Raw genomic sequence first — 19379 nt, 5'->3', positions numbered from 1 at the left:
CCACCGAGAGGAAGAGCAGCATGAACCGGGCCCGCAGCACCATGGCGTTGGCCGTCGTGTCCCTTTCCACCGCCACCGTGCTCACTGCCTGTGGTGGGCCCGGGGGTGCGTCGGACGGCGCGTCGCGGGGCGGTGCGGCGCCGGTCGCCGGCACCCAGGACCTCAATCCGCACCCGGCCGCGGACCTCAGGCAGGGCGGCACCCTCAAGATGGCGATCGAGCAGTGGATCAGCCAGTACAACCCCAACCAGGTCGACGGCACCCAGGGCGACGCCTCCGCCATCACCGAACTGGTCGAGCCGCAGCTGTTCCTCCTCGACGCCAAGGGCGTCCCACACCCCAACCCCGACTTCCTGGCCTCCGCCGAGGTGGTCTCGGCCCATCCGCAGGTGGTCCGCTACCGCCTGAACCCGAAGGCCAAGTGGTCCGACGGAAAGCCGCTGGGCTGGCGGGACTTCGCGGCCCAGTGGAAGGCGCTGAACGGCAGGGACAAGCGCTTCGCCGCCGCGGACACCAGCGGCTACGACCAGATCTCCGAGGTCGCCCGCGGCGCGGACGACCACGAGGTCACGGTCACCTTCGACACCCCGTACGCCGACTGGCAGAAGCTGTTCGACCCGTTGCTGCCGGCGTCGCTCAACGCCACCCCGGAGAGCTTCGCCACGTCATGGGCCGGCACCATCCCGGTGACCGCCAACGCCTTCAGGATCGGCGCCTACGACCGGACCGCGCAGACCATCACCGCGGTGCCCGACCCCAACTGGTGGGGCGCAAAGCCCAAGTTGGACAAGGTCATCTTCTGGGCGCTGGACGGCTCCAGCTACGTGGACGCCTATCTCAACAAGGAGATCGACTCCACCAGCGCCGCCAGCCCCGAGGCGTACCAGCGGCTGAAGGGCGACAAGGGCACCGACATCCGCATCGGCGCCCGCTGGGACCAGGTGACCCTCAGCCTCAACGGCCGGCGCGGTCCGCTCAAGGACGTCCGGGTCCGACAGGCGGTGCTGCTCGGCGTCGACCGGACGGCGCTGGCGGAGGTGGCCGGCAAGGACCTGCCCTTCCAACCCAAGGTCCTCGGCAACCACTTCTTCATGCCCAACCAGGAGGGCTACCAGGACAACTCGGGGTCGTTCGGCAAGCGGGACGTCGCCCGCGCCAAGAAGCTGCTGGACGCGGCCGGTTGGCGGGACAACGGCCCAGGCAAGCCGCGCACCAGGGACGGCAGGAAGCTGACCCTGGACTACGTCCTGCCGTCGGACGCCGCCGGCCTGGCCATGGACCAGGCCAAGCTCACCCAGCAGATGCTCGCCGAGCTCGGCATCGACGCCGAGCTGCGCAAGGTGCCGTCCAACGACTACTTCGACAAGTACATCCACCGCAGCAACTACGACCTCAGCCAGTTCCGCCAGGTCGACCAGGTCTTCCGCTCCCAGGCATACGGCGGCTACCGCATGCCGCAGGGCGACAACACCTTCACCAACTACGGCGGGGTCTCGTCCCCCGAGGTCGACGGGCTCCTGCTGAAGGCGTCCCGGACCACCGACGTGAAGCAGCAGATCGCCCTCTACAACAAGGCCGACGCCGCGGTCTGGCGGCTCGGCCACTCCCTCCCCCTCTACCAGCGTCCGCAGATCTCCGCGGTCCGCAAGGACCTCGCCAACTACGGCGCACCCGGCCTGGGCAGCGAACAGCTCGCCAAGGCAGGCCGGTTGAAGTAATCGGGCGGCGCGATCGGTGGCGGCGGGAGACTTCCGCGAGAAGCCTCCCGCCCCACCTTCGCGAGGCTGCCGTCAGCCCCAGAGCGTCGTGGTGACCACCCGCGGGGTGCCGGCCGGGCGGGCGCCGGTGTACGTCAACGTCACCCGGGTGTAGTGCTTTCCGGAGTGCCCGGTGCGGGGCTGCGGGGTGTCGAAGCGCACCTTGACCGGATAGCCGTGGAAGTGGCCCGCCGCGCAGTACGGCTTGCAGTCGTTGACGAAGTCCGTGCCCTTCGCCACCGCGGACCGGTCGCGCCACTGCGACCAGTGCAGCGACTTCAGGACGTTGTTGCCGTCGCCGCAGGCGAGTATGAAGTTGCCGGGGCGTTCCTTGGCCTTGCCGATGCAGTCGATGACTGCGACGTGGTGTGGGCGGGTGGGGGTCGGCGGTGTCGTGGCGGCGGTCGCGGTGGCCGGCATGGTGGCCGTCGCCAGTGCCGCCCCCGCACAGATCATGAGTGCTGCCGTGGCCCTGTGAACTCGCATATCCGCTCCTCAGCCGCTTCGCATGGTGGACACCTCGGACACCGGCTGCGACGCAGGGTGCGGTCCTCGTCACGGGCCGAACACGTCCCCGCGGGGCTGTCGCTGCCTCTCTGCGCCAGCAGGCTACGACCGCTGCGCCCGACACCGCCACCCAGGCGTACGGGACCAGCCGATTTGCCCCACTGTGCCCGGCGGAACACGGAGCGTGCTCCCCGGGGCGGGCGGACTCCACCGCGTACGGAAACCGCCCGCCCCGGGGTGCGCACCCGCCTACTGCGCCCCGTCAGCGTCCGCCGACAGCCGCTCCACCGCGGCGAGTTCGACGCACAGGGCCAGCCCCTCCACCGCGTCGCGCAGCTCCTCCACGGTGGGGAAGCTGGGCGCCAGGCGGATGTTGCGGTCGCGCGGGTCGGTGCCGTACGGGAAGGTGGCCCCGGCGGGGGTGAGCGCGATGCCCGCGTCCCCGGCCAGCTCCACCACGCGGGCCGCACAGCCGTCCAACACGTCCAGGCTCACGAAGTACCCACCCCGCGGACGGGTCCACGAGGCGACCTGGCTCCCCCCGAGCCGCTTCTCCAACACCGTGTCCACCAGCTCGAACTTGGGGCCCAGCACGGCCGCGTGGCGCTCCATGTGGGCGGCCACGGCCGGCGCGTCGGGCAGGAAGCGGACGTGCCGGAGCTGGTTGAGCTTGTCGGGGCCGATGGTCCGCTTCGAGAGGTGGCCGAGCAGCCAGGAGACGTTGGCGGACGAGGAGCCGAAGAAGGCGACGCCGCTGCCGGCCGCGGTGATCTTCGAGGTGGAGCCGAAGACGAACACCCGGTCGGGGTGGCCGTGTTGGGCGCTCAGCGCCAGGATGTCGGCGAGCGTCTCGTCCGCCCCCTGCACGCCGTGCACGGCGTAGGCGTTGTCCCAGAACACTCGGAAGTCCGGCGCCGCGGTCTCCATGGCGGCCAGGCGGCGCACCGTCTCGGGCGAGTAGGTCACGCCGGTGGGGTTGCTGTACTTCGGCACGCACCAGATGCCCTTGACCCGCTCGTCGGCGACCAGCCGCTCGACCTCGTCCAGGTCAGGCCCGCTCTCGGTCATCGGCACCGGGATCATCTCGATGCCCAGCTTCTCGCAGAGCCCGAAGTGCCGGTCGTAGCCGGGCACCGGGCACAGCATCGCCGTGCGCCCCTCCCGCGGCCAGGGCGCGGGCGAACCCGGAACGCCGAACAGCACGGCGTCCACCACGCACTCGTACATCAGCTCCAGGCTGGAGTTGCCGAAGGCGACCAGCTGCTCCACGGGCACCTGGAGCGGCGTGGAGAACGCCGCGCGTAGTTCCGGCAGGCCGTGCAGTCCGCCGTAGTTGCGGCAGTCGGTGCCGTCCTGCGCGGTGTGGTCGCCGGGCTCCAGCAGGCCGAACAGCGGCTCGGACAGGTCCAGTTGCTCGGCGGAGGGCTTGCCGCGGGTCAGGTCCAGGCGCAGGCCGCGCCCCTTGAGCCGGGCGTGCTCGTCGCGGAGCGCGGCCAGCCGGTCGGACAGCTCGGGGCGCGTGAGTGCGGTCAGGTCCATTCCCGTCATCCTTCTCATTCCTCGTCGGTGCCGGCCCCGCCGACGCCGGCGGGCGCGGGAGCAGCGCCAACGGTAGCGGGGCGGGGGTCCCGACCGCCTACCCAATTCCTCCCGTCTCACCACCCCCGGCTTCATCCCCGCCTCCCCCAGGCATTCCCCCGGCTCACCGCGCTCGGCCCCGAGCTCTTCGCCGGCCTCGGAGAGGCCCACCTGACCTGGGGTTTCCCCATCCTGATCAACGAAATACCGGCCACCGCGGATTGCTGCCAGGCACCCGGAATACGTCCCGGATCACGGAGGTTGGGAGCAGGGAAACAACCGATCCCGGGCGGCACCCGCCCCGGCACTACCCCCGGAGCCCCCATGACCACCCCCAGCACACCCACCACGCCGACGACAGCGACGACAGCGGCCGTGTCGCCCGACACAGACCGTTCGTTCCTCTTCGTTCTCGGTAGCTCCCGGCCCGACGGCAATACCGAGTTGCTCGCCCGCAGCGCCGCCGCCCAACTGCCCCCGGGCATTCCCCAACAGTGGGTCGACCTCGCCCGCACCCCGCTGCCCGATTTCCGGGACGGGCGACACGCATCCGAGAACTGGCCGGTCAACGAGCACGAAGAGGAGCTGCGCCGGGCGACGTTGGCGGCCACCGACATCGTCATCGCCTCGCCCCTGTACTGGTACAGCCTCTCCGCGCAGACCAAGCGCTACCTCGACTACTGGTCGGGGTGGCTGACGGCACCCGGCTCGGACTTCAAGGACCGGATGGCGGGCCGGACGTTGTGGGGAGTGACGGTGATGGCCAACCCCGACGAGACCGTCGCCGACGGCCTGGTGACCGCGCTCCGCCACTCAGCCGCCTATCTGCGGATGCACTTCGGCGGCGTGCTGCTGGGCAACGGCTCCGGCCCCGGCCAGGTACGCGAAGACGACCGGGCGATGCGCCGCGCCAAGACCTTCTTCCAAGGCACGGCCCCGCTCACCCATTCCCCGGCCTAGGGCTTGTCCGGTGGGTCAGTGCTTGGGCGGAGCCGCAACGCCCATAGTCAATAGGGACGTTGAGGGATGCCGGCGGGTCGGGATCCCGCCGGCGCTCCCCCGTCCCGCCGCGCCCGCGGCTCAGTCCGCGTCGACGCGCACGGACGAGAAGCGCACCTTCTGCCGCTTGCCCGGGCCGAGGTCGGCGACCGGCACGCCGGCGCAGTGTGCCCTGGGGTAGAAGTGGGCGGTCTTGCCGACCAGGGAGAGGTTGGAGGCGAGGCCGTCGCCCTTGATCGGGTAGCAACGGCCGGGCTCGGGCTGGTTCAGGGTGGCCTTCTTGCCGGCCGGGGTGGTGTAGAGGAGCATGCCGAGGTCGGCCGCGTGGGCGGCCGCCGCGGTTCCCAGCACCGCACCGACGGCGAGCGCCACGGCCACGGCCGCCCGGCCCCGGGCGGACGCGCGCCGGCGTCCGCGTCCACGACCACGGACCAGGCCGGTTCCACGTGCTACGGAGTTCATGACTGGCTCCAGTTGAGGGAGAGCGGATTGTCGACCGGTCCAACGACGCACCGGCCACCCCGTGACGCCGCCCGCCCCAACTCCTTTGCTCCCCGACCCTGCTGACGCGGCCGCCTGGTTGACGGACCCCGCCCCGCGCCCGGTGTCACGCCCGCACGGCGTCACCCGCGGCCCGAGCCTGCCCATCGGCCGTCCCCGTCCCCGTCCCCGAAGTCACCGCCCCCTCCCCGACCGGCGCCCGCACGCCGCCGAACAGCGGGAAGCCGTACCGCCTGCGGAAGACGCGACTGCGGCGCACGGTCAGCGCCACCACCACCGCGAGGATGCCGAGGGACTGGAACCGCCCGATCACCGGCACCACATCGACGGGCAGCGTGCAGGCCGCCACCGCGCTCAGCGCGGCATCGAGCATCTGGGAACCGCCCCACAGGATCGTCAGCACCCGCAACGCGCCCCGGAATTCCGGCCGTTCACGCCAGGCACGGTCCGCGTCGGCCTCCCCGCCCGCGCCCCGCAACCGACTCCCGAAGTGGAACGCGAAGGGCCGGGCCGCCAGCAGCGTGCCCAGGATCCACAACCCGAGAACGACGGGGATGGCCACGTCCTTCAGCAGCATCACCCGCGGACTGCCGTTGATCGCCGACAGGCCCGCGGAGACCGCCAACAGCCCGGCCACGACCAGATCGAAGATCTCGACGCGCCGCCGCACCACGGCCGCGCCCAACGCGTGCACCGTGGGCACCGCGCCGCTCAGCAGCAGCGCCTGCCACTGCGCGACGCCCTGCGCCCGCAGCACGTAGTACAGGCCCAGCGGCAGCACGAGGTTGACGGTCAGCGATACGCCCACGGCGCGTAACGGGTGCGCCCCGCCCGTCCGAACGGATGTCACGACGGCCTCCAACGGTCCGGCGCCGGTCGTTCCGGCACCACGGTGATCCGCCACGACAGTAGGAGTCGGCCGGGTGGAGACGCATCGACCCCCGGGCCGAACCCCTCAGGCCCGCTCTCCACCCGCCGCCTCCACCGCCAGGTGGAGGACCGACCGGCGCCCGACCCTCCCCAACTCCCTTACGGAAACGCCACGTTGTTCGGCGTCAGAAGCTGTCGCCCAGGCGCTCGATGAGCGGCGCCGCCGCCTTCAGGGTCGCCAACTCCGCCTCCGTGAACCGCTCCCGCAGGGCCTGCGCCACCTGCCTGGACCGGGCGTCCCGCTTGTGTCGCAACACCTCGACGCCGGCCTCGGTCACGGACATGATGATCCGCCGGCCGTCATGCGGGTCGCGCCGCCGCTCGACGAGGCCGCGCTCCTCCAACCCGCCCAACGTGGTCCCCATTGCCTGGGACGTGATCTGCTCGGCCCGCGCCAACTCGGCCGCCGTGGTCGGGCCGCCCCGGTCCAGGCGCGACAGCGCGGCACGCTCGGGCAACGTGAGCTCGCCGGGCGCCTGGAGCTGACGCAGCCGGCGGGCCAACAGGCCGATGCTTCCGTAGAGCGCACCGGCCAGATCGTCGACGTCCGAGCTATCAGTCATGTTCATAAGCCTAGGTTGAACAACCTGACCGATCAACCGGCGAGACTCGCCGCCCGTCCGTCACACGTTCGCCGTAAGCCCGGGTGAAAGATCCGTCGGCGACCACCAGTCTTTACGCATCGACCGGCCTTGACTGGCCTTGAGGAGAGGGTGCGGACATGGGAATCATCGCGTGGGCCCTGATCGGCCTCTGTGCCGGAGCCATCGCAAAGGCCCTGATGCCTGGCAAGGATCCCGGTGGTTGTTTGGTCACCATGCTGATCGGCATCGCCGGCGGCCTGTTGGGCGGCTGGCTCGGCAAGGTGATCTTCGGGGTGCACTCCATCAACGGCTTCTTCCACCTCTCGACGTGGATCGCCGCCATCGTCGGCTCCGTGATCGTCCTCCTCCTCTACCGCCTCATCCTGGGGCGGAACCGCCAACACTGACCGACGCAGCAGGGGCCGGTGGGGCGTCTCCCTCCGGCCCCTTCGCGCGCCGCCGAAAACCAGTTGCCCGAGCCGTCCGAAGTCCACAGGCTGGTCCCCGTCGTTTCCCCACAGAGCAGGAGAACCCCCGTGCGCCGATTCCTCGAAACCCCCCAGCGCCCCTACCGGACGGTGAATTTCGAGGACTTCGACCCCCATGCACACCAAGCACACCCCGAACATCAAGCACACCCTGAACATCGGCATCCTCGCGCACGTCGACGCGGGTAAGACCAGCCTGACCGAGCGTCTGCTGTTCGAGACCGGAGCGATCGACCGGCTCGGCAGCGTGGATGCCGGCGACACCCAGACCGACACCGGGGCCATCGAGCGGCAGCGCGGGATCACCGTGCGCTCGGCGGTGGCCTCCTTCGCCGTCGGCACCACACAGATCAACCTCATCGACACCCCCGGGCACGCCGACTTCGTGGCCGAGGTGGAGCGCGTCCTCGGCGTCCTGGACGGCGCCGTGCTGGTGCTCTCCGCCGTCGAGGGGGTGCAGGCCCACACCCGCGTCCTGATGCGGACGCTGCGCGAGCTGCGGCTGCCGGTGGTGCTCTTCGTCAACAAGATCGACCGGCGCGGCGCCCGCGGCGACGACCTGTTGGCCGACGTCCGGCGGAAGTTGGCCCCGCACCTCGTGCCCATGACGGCGGTCCGGGACCTCGGCACGCCGTCCGCCAGCGCGCTCCCGTACGCGTGGGACGCCGACCCCGCGTTCCGCGACCGGGTCGCCGAGGCGCTCGCCGAGACCGACGACGCGCTGCTCGCCCGCGTCGTGGACGGCCCGTTCCCGTCCGTCGACGAGCTGCGCACCGCGCTCGCCGAGCAGGTCAGCGCCGGCCGGGTGCACCCCGTCTACTGCGGCTCGGCCCGCAGCGGCCAGGGCGTTAGCGCGCTCATCGACGGCCTCACGGACCTGCTGCCCCCCGCGCTCACCGGCAACGGCCCGGAACCGGCCGCGACGCCCCCGCAGGGCACCGTCTTCGCCGTCGAGCACGCGGCGTCCGGCAAGAAGACCGCGTACCTCCGCCTGTTCTCCGGCACGCTGGCCGCCCGCCAACGCGTCACCCTGCACCGCAACCGCCCCGACGGCACGCGCCTGGCACACACCGGCCAGATCACCTCCCTGCACATCGTCGGACGCCCGGGCAACAACGCCAACTCCCTTGATGCGACACGCCATTTGACCGCGGGCGAGATCGGGAAGATCACCGGCCTGGCGGAGGTCCGGGTCGGCGACCGGCTGTCCGATCCCGCCGGCCGGGACGACGGCCCCCGCCCGCCACACTTCCGCGCCCCGACCCTCCGCACGCTCGTCCGGCCCCGGGACGCGGCACCCGGCGCGGCGTCCCGCCTGCACGCGGCGCTGCAACGCCTCGCCGAGCAGGACCCGTTCATCCACGCCAGCGCCGAGCCCGACGGCGCCACCTCCGTACTGCTCTACGGCGAGGTCCAAAAGGAGATCCTCGCGGCAACCCTGGTCAACGACTTCGGGATCGAAGCGGTCTTCGAACCCAGCCGGACCGTCTGCCTGGAACGCCCCAGGGGCACCGCCGAGGCACACGAGGAAATCGGGCGCCGGGCCCCGAGCCCGAGCGGTTTCTGGGCCACCGTCGGATTGCGCGTCGAGCCCACGGCGCGAAATGCCGGCATCGCCTTCCGCTACGAGACCGAACTGGGCGCGCTGCCGCACGCCTTCCACGTGGCGATCGAGGAGACCGTGCACACCGCGCTCCGCACCGGCCCGCACGGCTGGGCGGTCACCGATTGCACGGTCACCCTCACCCGCTCGGGATTCGTCGGCCCGCTGAGCACGGCGGGCGATTTCCGGGGCCTGACCCCGGTGGTGCTCGCCCGCGCCCTGGCCCACGCCGGCACCCGGGTCTACGAGCCGTGCCACGCCTTCGACGTGGACATCCCGCTGGACACGCTGCCGGCCGTGACCTCATGCCTGGCCGCGTTGGGCGCCACCATCGAGGAGACCGCCGGCGGCATGTCGTCATGGCTGGTCAAGGGCGTCATCCCAGCCGGCCGGGTGCGCGCCGCCGAGCTCCGACTGCCTGCCCTGACGCACGGCGAGGCCCTGTGGTGGTCCCGGCCCAGCGGCGACCGGCCGATCGGCCAAGCGGCCGGCGCTCCCCGCTCGACGGAATAACAAAAAATCCCCGACGCGGCGCACTGCGATCGAGGATTGACAGCTGGGGTAATTCTCCGCGTATATTGAGCGTTTGCATATTGCGCAGAAGAATTAACCACTCAAACTCACTACTGCACAGGATATTCGAGCGGAGCTGAATTGTCAAACGAGGAATTGCGTAAGGAGCAGGAATTCATGGACCTGCTCCACGAACGCCTCGACGCCCTGCGGTCCGGGGCGCAGGACGCGCTGGAGAAGGCCCTGCCGCTGTCCGAGGGCACATTCCAGGCGCGGCTGGAGCGGGACGTGATGGTCGCCGAACAGGCCGAGCTGCTGGCCGGTTTCGAGGCCGGGGAACACGGGCTGTGCTTCGGCCGGCTGGCGTTCCGGGACGGCCGCGACCACCACATCGGCCGCATCGGCATCCGCCGGGACGACGCCGACCACACTCCGCTGGTCATCGACTGGCGGGCCGACGTCGCCCGCCCCTTCTACCTCGCCACCGGGCACACCCCGATGGGCCTGCGGCGCCGGCGCCACCTGACCACCGAGGGCCGCCGGGTGACCGCACTGCACGACGAGATCCTGGACCTCGCCGACGCCCAACGCACCGGTCATGAAGACGCGGACGCCATCCTGCTGGCCTCCCTGGACGCGGCGCGCACCGGCCGGATGCACGACATCGTGCAGACCATCCAGGCCGACCAGGACCGCATCATCCGCGCCCCGCACCACGGCGTCCTGGTCGTCGAGGGCGGCCCGGGCACCGGCAAGACCGTCGTGGCACTGCACCGGGCCGCGTACCTGCTGTACGCGCACCGCGAACAGCTCGCCCGCCGCGCGGTGTTGATCGTCGGGCCCAACCCGGCGTTCCTCGGCTACATCGGGCAGGTACTGCCGTCGCTCGGCGAGACCGGCGTGCTGCTGGCGACGCCCGGCGAGCTGTTCCCCGGCGTGACCGCGACCGGCGTCGACACGCCGCGCGCCGCCGAGGTCAAGGGCAGCGCCGCGATGGCGGACGCCCTCGCGCAGTTCGTGGCCGACCGACAGACGCTCCCCGAGCCCACCCTCGTCATCGCGCACGACGACGGCGAACTGCACCTGGACGCGGAGATCGCGACGGCGGCCCGGCAACGCGCCCGCGCCACCCGGCTGCCGCACAACCTCGCGCGCCCGCACTTCGCGTTCCAGGTGATCGACGCGCTCACCGCCCAACTCACCGAGCGGATCGGCGCCGACCCGTACGGCGGCCCGAACCTCCTCGGCCCGGACGACATCGCCCAGCTCGGCAAGGCCGTCGCCACCAGCCGCGAAGTCCACGACGCCATCGAGGAGTTGTGGCCGACGCTCACCCCGCAGCAGCTGGTGGCCGACTTCCTGGCCGATCCGGTCCACCTCCCCGACGCCGACGCCGAGGCGATCCGCCGCACCGACGGCGACTGGACCGCGGCGGACGTCCCGCTGCTGGACGAGGCGGCCGAACTCCTCGGCGAGGACGACTCGGCCGCCCGGGCCGCCGCCGAGGCCGAACGCCAGGAGCGCATCGCGTACGCCCAGGGCGTGCTGGACCTCTCCTACGGTTCGCGCACCCAGGAGTTCGAGGACAAGGACGACGAGGACTCGGAGGTGCTGGCCGCGCACGACCTGATCGACGCGGACCGGCTCGCCGAGCGCCAGGAGGAGGCCGACCACCGCAGCGCCGCCGAACGCGCCGCGGCCGACCGCACCTGGGCCTTCGGCCACATCATCGTGGACGAGGCGCAGGAACTCTCGCCGATGCTGTGGCGGTTGCTGATGCGCCGCTGCCCGACCCGCTCGATGACGCTGGTCGGCGACCCTGCGCAGACCTCGGAACCGGGCGGCTGCGGCTCCTGGGACACCATCCTCGCGCCGTACGTGGAGGACCGCTGGGAGCACGTCCGGCTCGGCGTCAACTACCGCACGCCGACCGAGATCATGACGGCCGCGGCGGAGGTGCCCCGGGTCGCCGACCCGTCGTTCGTGCCGCCCACCTCGATCCGTTCCACCGGGGTCCCGCCGTGGGCCCACCGCACCGCCGACCTGCCGGCGGCGGTGGCGGAGGCGGTGGCCCGCGAGACGCGGCGCGACGACCGGGGCCGGCTCGCCGTGATCGCCCCGCGCGAGCACCACGCCGAACTGGCAACCGCCCTGCCGACCGCATCCGCCGGCCCGGAACCCGATCTGACCAACCCGGTGGTGCTCCTCGACCCGCGCCAGGCCAAGGGGCTGGAGTTCGACACCGTACTGGTCGCCGAGCCGGCGGAGTTCGGGACCAGCGACCTCTACGTCGCGCTGACCCGGGCGACCCAGCGGCTGGGCGTGCTCCACACCGGCGCGCTGCCCGAGGGTCTGGCCACACTGGCGGACTGACCGACCGGACGCGCCAGCGGCGCGACGACGCGCGGGCCTCGCCGTACGGGTGGACGGCGAGGCCCGCGCGTCGGGTTCAGTCCTGGCGCGCGGGGCGACGGCGGGCGGCCACCACGAGCCCGGCGCCGGCGGTGAGGGCGACGGCCGAGCCGCCGACGGCCCACGGGGTGGCCGATCCGACGCCGGTGGCGGCCAGTTCACGCCCACCGACCGCGGAGACCGGGCCGCCACCCGACGCGGACGCCGACGCGGGCCGGGCGCCTTCGGCGCCGCCGTCGGCCGCCCGCTTCCCCGAGCCCTCCCCCTCGGGCTGCGGCGCAGGCTTCCGCTCCTCCTGCTTCTGCTCCTCCTGCTCCTGCTCCTGCTTCTTCTCCTGCTCCTTGCGCTTGGCCTCAGCCGCCTCGTCCTGGGCGCGGGCCTCGTACTGGCCGACCTCCAGGAAGTGCCGGACGTCCGCCGGCGTACCGTCCAGCGCCTTCGTCCCGGCCGCCTTCACCGCGGGCCCGCCGATGCTCATGACCTGCGTGGTCCGCACCCGGTCGTCGGTCGCCTGCGCCGCGTACCGACCGGACTCAAGGAAGTGCCGGTGGTGGCCGGCGACGCGGCGCGGTCGGCGGCCACCGCCGGCGAGGAGAGCAACACGGCCGGCGCCATCGCAGCAGCAGCGACATCGGCGGAAACTCGGCCCAACTTCACGCAGTGCACCCACTTCTCCAAGAAATACCCAAAACTGTCCCCCGCAGGGTAAAGGAGACGTAAGGTGGTGTGATCATCCGGGTAGCCACGTGATGCGGCGGCCTCCACCACGCCGGATGTCCAAGCCCATCGAAACCGAAAAGGCCACGGAGGAGAAAAGGATGACCCGCCATAACCGTCGCACCCTGCACTCCGCGCTCGTCGGCGCCCTCGCAGTGACCTCGCTGGGCATCACCGCGGTACCGGCCTCGGCCAAGTCATCCCTGACCTTCGCCGCCGGCCCGCGCTCGGTCGGCCGCGGCGGGCTCGTCCACGCCACCGGCAGGGCGACCGACGACAACGCGTCGTACAACAAGGTCTGCGTGCAACGGCGTTGGGGCACCGGTGCCTGGCGCACCGTGAAGTGCTCCAAGCCCGTGCGCCATGCCGGCGGCACCGTCAACGCCGGCGTGCGCGCCGCACTGCGCGGCCACCTCTACCTGCGCGCGGTCCTCTTCGAGGGCCGCTCCCCCAACGACAAGCACCCCCGCACCCGCTCGATCTCCCGCACCGTCACGGTCACCGTGCACTGACGCCCGGGCCCCAGGCACCCCAACACACCCTCCCCCGACGGGACTTCACACCAAGGCTCCCGCCCCCCGGCTCCCCGCCCAACTCCCCAACGACAGCGGGGCGTTCAGGCCGGTGGCGGCCGGAGTGGCGTGCCGACGCAGCACCTCGCCAAGGACGCGTACAGGCAGCAACAACAACTCGAACATACGTGCGCCATCATGCCCGTCGACATGGGACAATCCATCCATGTCGGTTTCTGTCGAGGTTTACCGGGAGCGCGGGGCGACTGCTGAGCGCTGGGTCGAGGAGCACTGGGCGAACGAGCGCACCTGCGCCGTGGTCGTGGCGCGGGAGGCGGGGGCGGTCGTCGGCTCGGTCGGGGTGGTCGACCTGGGCGCGGAGGATCCCGATCTGCGGTTCGTGGGGTTGGTGGACGGTTCGCTGGACGTGCGGGCGCCGTTGCTGCGCGCGGCGGCGCCGGTCGTTCGGGAGGCCGGCGGCCGGACGTTGCGCTGGGTCGAGGAGGGCGGGGAGCTGCCCCTGGCCGTCGCCGCTGCGTTGGAGGAGCTGGGGGCCGTCGCCGGCGACGAGGTGTACCGCTGGTGGCGGCGGGAGTTGGCGGCCACTCTGCCCGACGCGCCCATGAGCCGGCCGGCCGAGCGGCCGACCACGGAAGGCGCCCCGTTCCGGGTGGCGGTCGGCGACGCCTGGTGCGATGTGGAGGTGGAGGGCGACCGGGCGGTGCTGGCTCACAACCGGCAGGAGGAGGGGACCTCCGAGGCGTTGGCGGCGCTGGTGTCGATGGCCGTGCGCCGGGTGAGCGGCGAACACGCCGGGGTGCGGGTGGTGGAGACCTTCGTCGCGCCCGAGGACGAGGTCTACGAAACGGCCCTCGTCTCACTAGGTTTCGCGCCGACGACGCGACGGGCGGTCGAGTACCACATGGCACTGCCTGGCTGAGCACGGTCGGGCGCGCCCCGGACCGCATTGCCGGGATCGTCGCCCGCGGTGCCCCACACTGGCCTCGGGCCGCCCGCGGTACCCACCGCAGGCACCCGTGGACAGGCACCCGCGCTCCCAGACCCGTTCGCAACCGGAGGTACCCATGGCCGAGGAGGAGGAGGAGGACCGCACCGCGTCGACCCCGGTGCCCGGTACCGGCGGCGACAAGCGGCGGTTGCGCTACGAACTGCTCGGCTGCGCGCTACACGGCCACCACCTCGAAGGCGTGGGTGCGGAGCAACTGCGGCCCGCCGACGGCCTCTTGGCCCGCGAGGACCGGGACGGGCTGCGCTGGCACCGCTGTCTGCGCTGCGATGCCTGGCTGCCGGTGACGCCCGCACCGCACCCCGGCCGCACGCACCCGCCCGACCGCCACGAGATCGCCCTCCCGCTGCGCGGCAAGCCCCTCCGCGACCGCTACGTCCTGCGGCTGATCGCCCTCGACCGGCTGTTGCACTTCGTGGTGCTCGGCGCGCTGGCCACCGGCGTCCTGGTCTTCGCGGACAAGCGGGCGAGCCTCCAGGCGCCGTTCTACCGGTTCATGGACCTGCTCCAGAACGGCGTGGGCGGGACCGGTGGGGTCTCCGAACGCGGGCTGCTGGGCGAGGTCGCCAAGGCATTCGCGGTGCGTTCCTCCACGTTGTGGCTGATCGGATTGGTGATCGCCGGGTATGCGCTGCTGGAGGGCGTGGAGGCGGTCGGGCTGTGGTTCGCCAAGCGGTGGGCGGAGTACCTGACGTTCGTCGCCACCACCGTGCTGCTGGTCCCGGAGGTCTACGAGCTGACGTCCCGGGTGACCGTCACCAAGGTCCTCACCCTGATCATCAACCTCGCCGTGGTGGTCTATCTGCTCTTCGCCAAGCGGCTGTTCGGGGTGCGCGGCGGTGGCCGCGCGGAGGCCGCCGAGCGCGAACGGGACCTCAGTTGGGACGCGTTGGAGCGGGTCCCGCCCGGCCCGTCGAAGCACTGAACGGCACCGCGGGCGGCGGGCATGACGCATAGGGCACCGGGAGGGCGTGGCCGCGGCCCCCTCCCGGTGCCCTAGGCCCTGCCGTCAAACTCCCGTCTGCCCTCCGGGCGAACGACGGGAGTTTGACGACAGGACCTAGCGCACCCTCAACGCAGGCCCAGCGCCTCACGGATGGTGGTGAACAGGTCCGTCTGGTTGGTGACGCCGAGGACCCGGTACGCCTGGGGGCCCTGGGCGGCGATCCGCACCTGGGTGCCGGTGTGTTCCTGCGACCTGCCCGGGGTGTTGGTCGAGTAGTTGACCTTCAGCTGCTGGCCCTCGTTGGTGACGAGGGTGGAGGTCAGGCCGGGCGGGGTGGCCTCCAGGGGCACGATCTGACTGGTGTGGCCGTGGTCGGCGGTGGTCACCACGAGGGTGTCGGGATGCTTGGCCGCGTAGTCGCGGGCCACCTTCACCGCACGGTCGAACGCGGCCGTCTCGCCGATCTGGCCACAGGGGTCGGCCGCGTGGTCCTGCTTGTCGATCGACGCCCCCTCGATCTGGAGGAAGAAGCCCTTCTTGGCGTGCTTCTGCTTGGCCTCCAGGAGCTGGATGGCCCTGGTCGCGGAGTCTGCGAGGCTCGGAGTGCCCGACAGGCGAGCGGAGTTGGTGGTGGCGCACCGCTGCGGTTCGGTCCCGCCCACCGCCGCCGGCTTGCCGGTCCACTCGGTCGGCACATTGCCCGGCGCGAACAGGCCCAGCACCGGCTTGCCCGCCCTGGCCCCCTGCAACCCGGCGGCGTCCGTGACGACCTGGTAGCCCAACTTCTCCGCCTGCTGGGTGACGGACAACCCCTTGTACTTCCCCTCCGTCACCTTCTGGTCGAAGCGCTGCTTGCCTCCCCCGAGCAGCACATCCACCCTGTGGTTCACGGACTGCTCGGCGATCGACCCCGGACCGCCCTTGGCGAGGGTGTCGTTGGGGCACTTGGCCATGTCGCCGGGGCCCTGGCAGGAGCGGTCGGTGGCGTGCGAGGCGAGCACCGCGGGGGTGGCGTCGGTGAGTTCGGCGGTGGTGACGCTGCCGGTGGCGTACCCCTTCTTCTGCGCCAGTTCGAGGAGGGTCGGCAGGGCCCGGTCGGTGTCCGGGGTCTTGGAGATGCGGCCGTTGACGGTCTTGCGACCGGTCGCCCAACCGGAGCCGCTCGCCGCGGAGTCGGTCACATAGTCCGGGGTGCCGTCCGCGTGCACCGCGTACGTGGTGTAGGCGCCGGTGAGCGGGAACTTGTCCATGTTCAGGCGGCCGTTGGCGCCCACCACGTAGTCGCGGGCGAGGGTGATCTCGGAGTCCCCCATGCCGTCACCGATGAGCAGGATGACGTTCTTCGCCTTGCCGCCCTGGATGGCGCGCTGTGCCTGTTGCCTGGTGTCTGCGGCACCGGCCACGGTGGTCACGGCGACCCCGGCTGCGGTGGCGGCAACCAGGGCGGTGGCTACGGCGAGGTGGCGGCGGGAGGGTCTGTGCATCGAAGCGTCTCCTTGAACGGTCCCGAGAACGTGGCCAATTGGCCCAACGGGTCGCAAGCCCACCAGTCGGGGGTGAACCGGAGGTGACGCAACGACACCAACACTCCGTCCGGGGCATTACGGAGCGGGCGGGGAGCGACCTCGGGCACGCCGAGCCGGCACCACTCCCGACCGCGGCAGTCAGCCGCCCGTCGCCAACAACTCCTCGGTCGCACGGCGCAGTCGGCGCGCCTCGACCACGTCGAAGCCCGGGCCGTCCAGGCTCAGCGGCACCCCCTGCACCAAGGCACTCATCGGCGCCGCGGGCGGGTGTTCCAGCACCTCGACGACCGGGTCCACGGCGTCCTCGACCGACTGCGCGGACCGCCGGATGGCATCGATTCGGGCCAGCATCTCCGGCGGGTACTCCCCGGAGAAGCCCGTGTTGACCGTCCCCGGATGGAACAGCACGTACCGTGTCCTGGCCCTCGGCCAGGCGTCAGCGAAACCAACGCCGAGCAGATCGTTGAGCCGCCCGCCGAGCGCCAGCGCCCGCTGGCCCTCGTAGCCGCGGGCGAGTTGGAGGTCGTCCCAGGCGATCTCCGTCGCACCACCCGGCCCGGCGACGTTGAGCACCACCGGATCGTCGGCGGCTTCGAGCCGGTCCAGGAGCCCGTGGCTCAGCAGATAGCGGCTCAGATAGAAGTGCGCGAAGGTGTTCTCGAACCCCTCGGCGGTGACCAGGCGCGTGGTCCGGAAGTGCCTGGCACACAGCACCAGGGCGTCCAGCCTGGCGAAGGACCCGCGGAGCCGCTCGATCAACGCCCGGTTCTCGTCGACCAGGCCGAGGTCGGCCGCGATGAAGTGCGCCCGGTCGGCGGCGCCTTGCGCCCGGGCCGCGGCCAGCCACTCGGCCCCCCTCGCCGCGCTGCGCCCGACGGCCACCACCTCCGCCCCACGCGCCAGGCACCGCAGCGCGAGCTCCTTGCCGATGCCGTCCGTGCCACCGGTGACGAGATACGTCTTCACAGGAACCGTGCCGCGATCTTCTCGGGCCTGAGGTGCACGGTCACCAGCTCGGGCAGCGCGGCGTACGCCTCCGGGTTGTGCTCCGCATATGTCAAGCCGCTGTATTTGACGGCGAGTTGGTCCATCCGCTCACGACTCCCCGCGCTCTCGAAGCGTGCGGTGCCGCTGAGCACCGCATAGCCGTACGGCTCGTCCGGTGGGTTGACCGCCACGCTCAGCCGGGGATCGCGCCGCAGATTGCGGATCTTGCGCTTGTCGACACCGGTCACGAAGAACACCTCGCCCCCGTTGCACCCCACCCAGACCACCGACTGGTGCGGACTCCCATCGGGCCGCAGGGTCGCCACCGTGACGAAGACCCGGGAATCCAGCACCTCTTGCAGCTTCTCGGACATGCGGACTGGTTTCACCCAGCACCCCTCTCATCAACTGACACAACTATGTGACACTTATCGCTCGAAGGGCAATACCTGCGTGCACCTTCTGGCCAGTCAAGCCCCTCGCCGCCTAAGCTCCGAGCACGATGAGAGCTGACGCGGCACGCAACCTGGACGCGGTCCTGCAGACCGGAGCACGCCTCCTGGCGAACGACCCCTCGACGAGCATCGCAACGATCGCCGCCCAGGCGGGCGTTGACCGACGGACCGTCTACCGCCGCTTCGCCACCCGCGAGGCGCTGATGGCCGGCGTGTACGCCGCGAAGCTGGCCGCCTGCGAGGACGTCTGCGAGCAGGCCCGCCTGACGGAGGCACCAGTGACCGTCGCACTGCACCGGTACGCGGAGGGCATCATCACCGCGAGCCGGAAGTGGCCGGTGGACCTGGGGCGGGCGACGGACGAGGCGGCCACCGCACGCCTCCACCAACTACTGCTACGACTCGACGCGTTCCTGGCCCGCGCGGTCCACGAGGGCGTCATCCGGCCGGGCCTTCCGGATCGTTGGGCGCGCGCCCTGCTCACCCACCTCACGAACATGGCGTCCCACGAAATGCCCGAGCTGACCCCCGCTCAGGGCGCTGACCTGGTGACCCACTCCCTGCTCGCCGGACTGGGCACCGGCGCCCCACAGGGCCCGGCCCCTACTCCGGCTCCGGCCGCGTCCGCAAGCGCGCAACCCAAGGGTGCTCGGACCCAGACCCGTACGAAGCCCCGGCCGAAGTCGGCTTCCCGTAAGACCGCGTGATCGCCCCAACCAACCAACGCCGTTGCCGCGGCGTGAGCACAGGCAGCGCCGCCTCGAAGTCCGTCTCGTCCTTGGGGCGCGGCGCCTCGGCCTTGTAGTAGAGCTGGATCTCGGGGGCCAGGAAGGGGACCCCCTCGGGCGAGGTCAGGCCCAACGCGTCGACCGGCCTGCGTACGCCGGCATCGCGTCGTGACACCCACTCCGCCCCCGCCGACTCGTCGAGCATGACTTGGATCCGCCAGGGATGGTCGGGTCCGGGCCGGCACCAGATGTCGTGCACCCGCGGCGGCAGTTCCTCGCCCCGCGCCCAAGGGCGCAGACTCCCCGGCGGATCGGCGGCCCACCACTCCCAGCCGGCGAGCGCCTGTTGCACCGTCAACTGGTCGCGCCGCAGCAGCAGTACGTCAACGTCCCCATGAGGACGCAGCTCCCGCCCCACCGCCAACTCGATCGCGAGGCCGCCGGCCACCCACCACCGGATCCCCGGCCCACCGAACCGCTCGCGGACCTCGCTCAGCGGGGCGGGTTCCCACCGCCCGAACGGCGCCTGAAGGCGTCTCAGGTCGCCCCGCACGCTCACCATCCTCACCAGATCCATACTTACTGCCGATTTACGCCGTCTTCGAGCAG

General features: G+C 71.6%; 20 protein-coding genes. 9 read left to right on the top strand and 11 right to left on the bottom strand.

The features are described from left to right. Positions 1-20: 20 nt before the first annotated feature. Positions 21-1718: an ABC transporter family substrate-binding protein gene (locus ACFVFQ_RS10745; protein ID WP_383412154.1), complete on the top strand. Its 1698-nt coding sequence runs from the start codon at positions 21-23 to the stop codon at positions 1716-1718. Between the two features lie 72 nt (positions 1719-1790). Here ACFVFQ_RS10745 and ACFVFQ_RS10740 read toward each other — a convergent pair whose 3' ends face one another. Together ACFVFQ_RS10740 and ACFVFQ_RS10735 are read right to left on the bottom strand one after the other, a co-directional pair. Beyond that, positions 1791-2243 (bottom strand): hypothetical protein, encoded by a 453-nt coding sequence (locus ACFVFQ_RS10740; protein WP_383412152.1) that lies wholly within the window; start codon positions 2241-2243, stop codon positions 1791-1793. 270 nt (positions 2244-2513) lie between these two features. Next, on the bottom strand, positions 2514-3803 hold the full coding sequence (locus ACFVFQ_RS10735) for an aminotransferase class I/II-fold pyridoxal phosphate-dependent enzyme (protein ID WP_383412149.1): 1290 nt from the start codon (positions 3801-3803) through the stop codon (positions 2514-2516). Between the two features lie 363 nt (positions 3804-4166). Between ACFVFQ_RS10735 and ACFVFQ_RS10730 the strand changes: the two genes are divergently transcribed. Then, positions 4167-4802, top strand: a complete 636-nt coding sequence (locus tag ACFVFQ_RS10730; RefSeq protein ID WP_383412146.1) for a flavodoxin family protein — start codon at positions 4167-4169, stop codon at positions 4800-4802. Positions 4803-4922: 120 nt separating this feature from the next. On the opposite strand, the gene ACFVFQ_RS10725 is transcribed toward ACFVFQ_RS10730, so the two are convergent. From ACFVFQ_RS10725 to ACFVFQ_RS10715, 3 genes are all read right to left on the bottom strand, one after another. Beyond that, positions 4923-5303: a hypothetical protein gene (locus ACFVFQ_RS10725; RefSeq protein ID WP_383412143.1), complete on the bottom strand. Its 381-nt coding sequence runs from the start codon at positions 5301-5303 to the stop codon at positions 4923-4925. 145 nt (positions 5304-5448) lie between these two features. Then, complete coding sequence (locus ACFVFQ_RS10720; RefSeq protein ID WP_383412140.1) at positions 5449-6192, bottom strand: VC0807 family protein; 744 nt, start codon at positions 6190-6192, stop codon at positions 5449-5451. Between the two features lie 205 nt (positions 6193-6397). After that, positions 6398-6835, bottom strand: a complete 438-nt coding sequence (locus ACFVFQ_RS10715; protein WP_383412137.1) for a MarR family winged helix-turn-helix transcriptional regulator — start codon at positions 6833-6835, stop codon at positions 6398-6400. A 158-nt stretch (positions 6836-6993) separates the two neighbouring features. Here ACFVFQ_RS10715 and ACFVFQ_RS10710 point away from each other — a divergent pair, with 158 nt between their 5' ends. The 3 genes from ACFVFQ_RS10710 (at position 6994) to ACFVFQ_RS10700 (ending at position 11833) form a co-directional block, all read left to right on the top strand. After that, the gene (locus ACFVFQ_RS10710) at positions 6994-7263 is read left to right on the top strand and encodes a GlsB/YeaQ/YmgE family stress response membrane protein (RefSeq protein ID WP_383412132.1); all 270 of its coding nucleotides are present in this window, start codon (positions 6994-6996) and stop codon (positions 7261-7263) included. A gap of 196 nt (positions 7264-7459) precedes the next feature. Beyond that, a complete protein-coding gene (locus ACFVFQ_RS10705) occupies positions 7460-9460 on the top strand; it encodes a GTP-binding protein (protein ID WP_383412129.1) in 2001 nt (666 codons plus the stop codon). 177 nt (positions 9461-9637) lie between these two features. After that, complete coding sequence (locus ACFVFQ_RS10700; protein WP_383412126.1) at positions 9638-11833, top strand: HelD family protein; 2196 nt, start codon at positions 9638-9640, stop codon at positions 11831-11833. Between the two features lie 76 nt (positions 11834-11909). Here the strand turns inward: ACFVFQ_RS10700 and ACFVFQ_RS10695 are convergent, their stop codons facing one another. Then, entirely contained in the window at positions 11910-12368 is a 459-nt protein-coding gene (locus tag ACFVFQ_RS10695) for an LAETG motif-containing sortase-dependent surface protein (protein ID WP_383412123.1), read from the bottom strand. A 322-nt stretch (positions 12369-12690) separates the two neighbouring features. Here ACFVFQ_RS10695 and ACFVFQ_RS10690 point away from each other — a divergent pair, with 322 nt between their 5' ends. Beyond that, positions 12691-13101 (top strand): hypothetical protein, encoded by a 411-nt coding sequence (locus tag ACFVFQ_RS10690; protein ID WP_383412120.1) that lies wholly within the window; start codon positions 12691-12693, stop codon positions 13099-13101. A gap of 45 nt (positions 13102-13146) precedes the next feature. Here ACFVFQ_RS10690 and ACFVFQ_RS10685 read toward each other — a convergent pair whose 3' ends face one another. Beyond that, on the bottom strand, positions 13147-13287 hold the full coding sequence (locus tag ACFVFQ_RS10685) for a hypothetical protein (RefSeq protein WP_383412116.1): 141 nt from the start codon (positions 13285-13287) through the stop codon (positions 13147-13149). A 40-nt stretch (positions 13288-13327) separates the two neighbouring features. On the opposite strand from ACFVFQ_RS10685, the gene ACFVFQ_RS10680 reads away from it, so the two are divergent. Both ACFVFQ_RS10680 and ACFVFQ_RS10675 read left to right on the top strand, forming a co-directional pair. Then, a complete protein-coding gene (locus ACFVFQ_RS10680; RefSeq protein WP_383412113.1) occupies positions 13328-14041 on the top strand; it encodes a hypothetical protein in 714 nt (237 codons plus the stop codon). Between the two features lie 145 nt (positions 14042-14186). Further along, complete coding sequence (locus ACFVFQ_RS10675; protein WP_383412110.1) at positions 14187-15053, top strand: DUF2127 domain-containing protein; 867 nt, start codon at positions 14187-14189, stop codon at positions 15051-15053. 146 nt (positions 15054-15199) lie between these two features. On the opposite strand, the gene ACFVFQ_RS10670 is transcribed toward ACFVFQ_RS10675, so the two are convergent. The 3 genes from ACFVFQ_RS10670 to ACFVFQ_RS10660 form a co-directional block, all read right to left on the bottom strand. Beyond that, the gene (locus tag ACFVFQ_RS10670; RefSeq protein ID WP_383412107.1) at positions 15200-16558 is read right to left on the bottom strand and encodes an alkaline phosphatase; all 1359 of its coding nucleotides are present in this window, start codon (positions 16556-16558) and stop codon (positions 15200-15202) included. 180 nt (positions 16559-16738) lie between these two features. Next, entirely contained in the window at positions 16739-17566 is an 828-nt protein-coding gene (locus ACFVFQ_RS10665) for an SDR family NAD(P)-dependent oxidoreductase (protein WP_383412104.1), read from the bottom strand. Further along, on the bottom strand, positions 17563-17961 hold the full coding sequence (locus ACFVFQ_RS10660; RefSeq protein WP_383412101.1) for a PPOX class F420-dependent oxidoreductase: 399 nt from the start codon (positions 17959-17961) through the stop codon (positions 17563-17565). Before ACFVFQ_RS10660 ends, ACFVFQ_RS10665 begins: the two co-directional genes overlap by 4 nt. 128 nt (positions 17962-18089) lie before the next feature. Here ACFVFQ_RS10660 and ACFVFQ_RS10655 point away from each other — a divergent pair, with 128 nt between their 5' ends. Next, positions 18090-18749: a TetR/AcrR family transcriptional regulator gene (locus ACFVFQ_RS10655; RefSeq protein ID WP_383412099.1), complete on the top strand. Its 660-nt coding sequence runs from the start codon at positions 18090-18092 to the stop codon at positions 18747-18749. Here the strand turns inward: ACFVFQ_RS10655 and ACFVFQ_RS10650 are convergent. Then, positions 18646-19311, bottom strand: coding sequence for a nucleotidyltransferase domain-containing protein (locus ACFVFQ_RS10650; protein WP_383412368.1), 666 nt, complete (start codon positions 19309-19311; stop codon positions 18646-18648). The two genes, ACFVFQ_RS10655 and ACFVFQ_RS10650, sit on opposite strands and share 104 nt — an antisense overlap. Positions 19312-19379: the final 68 nt, after the last annotated feature.

This window comes from Streptomyces sp. NPDC057743, from assembly GCF_042798755.1.
GTDB lineage: Bacteria > Actinomycetota > Actinomycetes > Streptomycetales > Streptomycetaceae > Streptomyces.
This window is presented reverse-complemented; position numbering and strand designations above follow the sequence as displayed.

Bases quoted from the DNA above. Each gene is read 5' to 3' on its own strand.
- ACFVFQ_RS10745 (WP_383412154.1), top strand. From the start codon at position 21: ATGAACCGGGCCCGCAGCACCATGGCGTTGGCCGTCGTGTCCCTTTCC.
- ACFVFQ_RS10740 (WP_383412152.1), bottom strand. From the start codon at position 2,243: ATGCGAGTTCACAGGGCCACGGCAGCACTCATGATCTGTGCGGGGGCG.
- ACFVFQ_RS10735 (WP_383412149.1), bottom strand. From the start codon at position 3,803: ATGGACCTGACCGCACTCACGCGCCCCGAGCTGTCCGACCGGCTGGCC.
- ACFVFQ_RS10730 (WP_383412146.1), top strand. From the start codon at position 4,167: ATGACCACCCCCAGCACACCCACCACGCCGACGACAGCGACGACAGCG.
- ACFVFQ_RS10725 (WP_383412143.1), bottom strand. From the start codon at position 5,303: ATGAACTCCGTAGCACGTGGAACCGGCCTGGTCCGTGGTCGTGGACGC.
- ACFVFQ_RS10715 (WP_383412137.1), bottom strand. From the start codon at position 6,835: ATGACTGATAGCTCGGACGTCGACGATCTGGCCGGTGCGCTCTACGGA.
- ACFVFQ_RS10710 (WP_383412132.1), top strand. From the start codon at position 6,994: ATGGGAATCATCGCGTGGGCCCTGATCGGCCTCTGTGCCGGAGCCATC.
- ACFVFQ_RS10705 (WP_383412129.1), top strand. From the start codon at position 7,460: ATGCACACCAAGCACACCCCGAACATCAAGCACACCCTGAACATCGGC.
- ACFVFQ_RS10700 (WP_383412126.1), top strand. From the start codon at position 9,638: ATGGACCTGCTCCACGAACGCCTCGACGCCCTGCGGTCCGGGGCGCAG.
- ACFVFQ_RS10690 (WP_383412120.1), top strand. From the start codon at position 12,691: ATGACCCGCCATAACCGTCGCACCCTGCACTCCGCGCTCGTCGGCGCC.
- ACFVFQ_RS10685 (WP_383412116.1), bottom strand. From the start codon at position 13,287: ATGTTCGAGTTGTTGTTGCTGCCTGTACGCGTCCTTGGCGAGGTGCTG.
- ACFVFQ_RS10680 (WP_383412113.1), top strand. From the start codon at position 13,328: ATGTCGGTTTCTGTCGAGGTTTACCGGGAGCGCGGGGCGACTGCTGAG.
- ACFVFQ_RS10675 (WP_383412110.1), top strand. From the start codon at position 14,187: ATGGCCGAGGAGGAGGAGGAGGACCGCACCGCGTCGACCCCGGTGCCC.
- ACFVFQ_RS10670 (WP_383412107.1), bottom strand. From the start codon at position 16,558: ATGCACAGACCCTCCCGCCGCCACCTCGCCGTAGCCACCGCCCTGGTT.
- ACFVFQ_RS10660 (WP_383412101.1), bottom strand. From the start codon at position 17,961: ATGTCCGAGAAGCTGCAAGAGGTGCTGGATTCCCGGGTCTTCGTCACG.
- ACFVFQ_RS10655 (WP_383412099.1), top strand. From the start codon at position 18,090: ATGAGAGCTGACGCGGCACGCAACCTGGACGCGGTCCTGCAGACCGGA.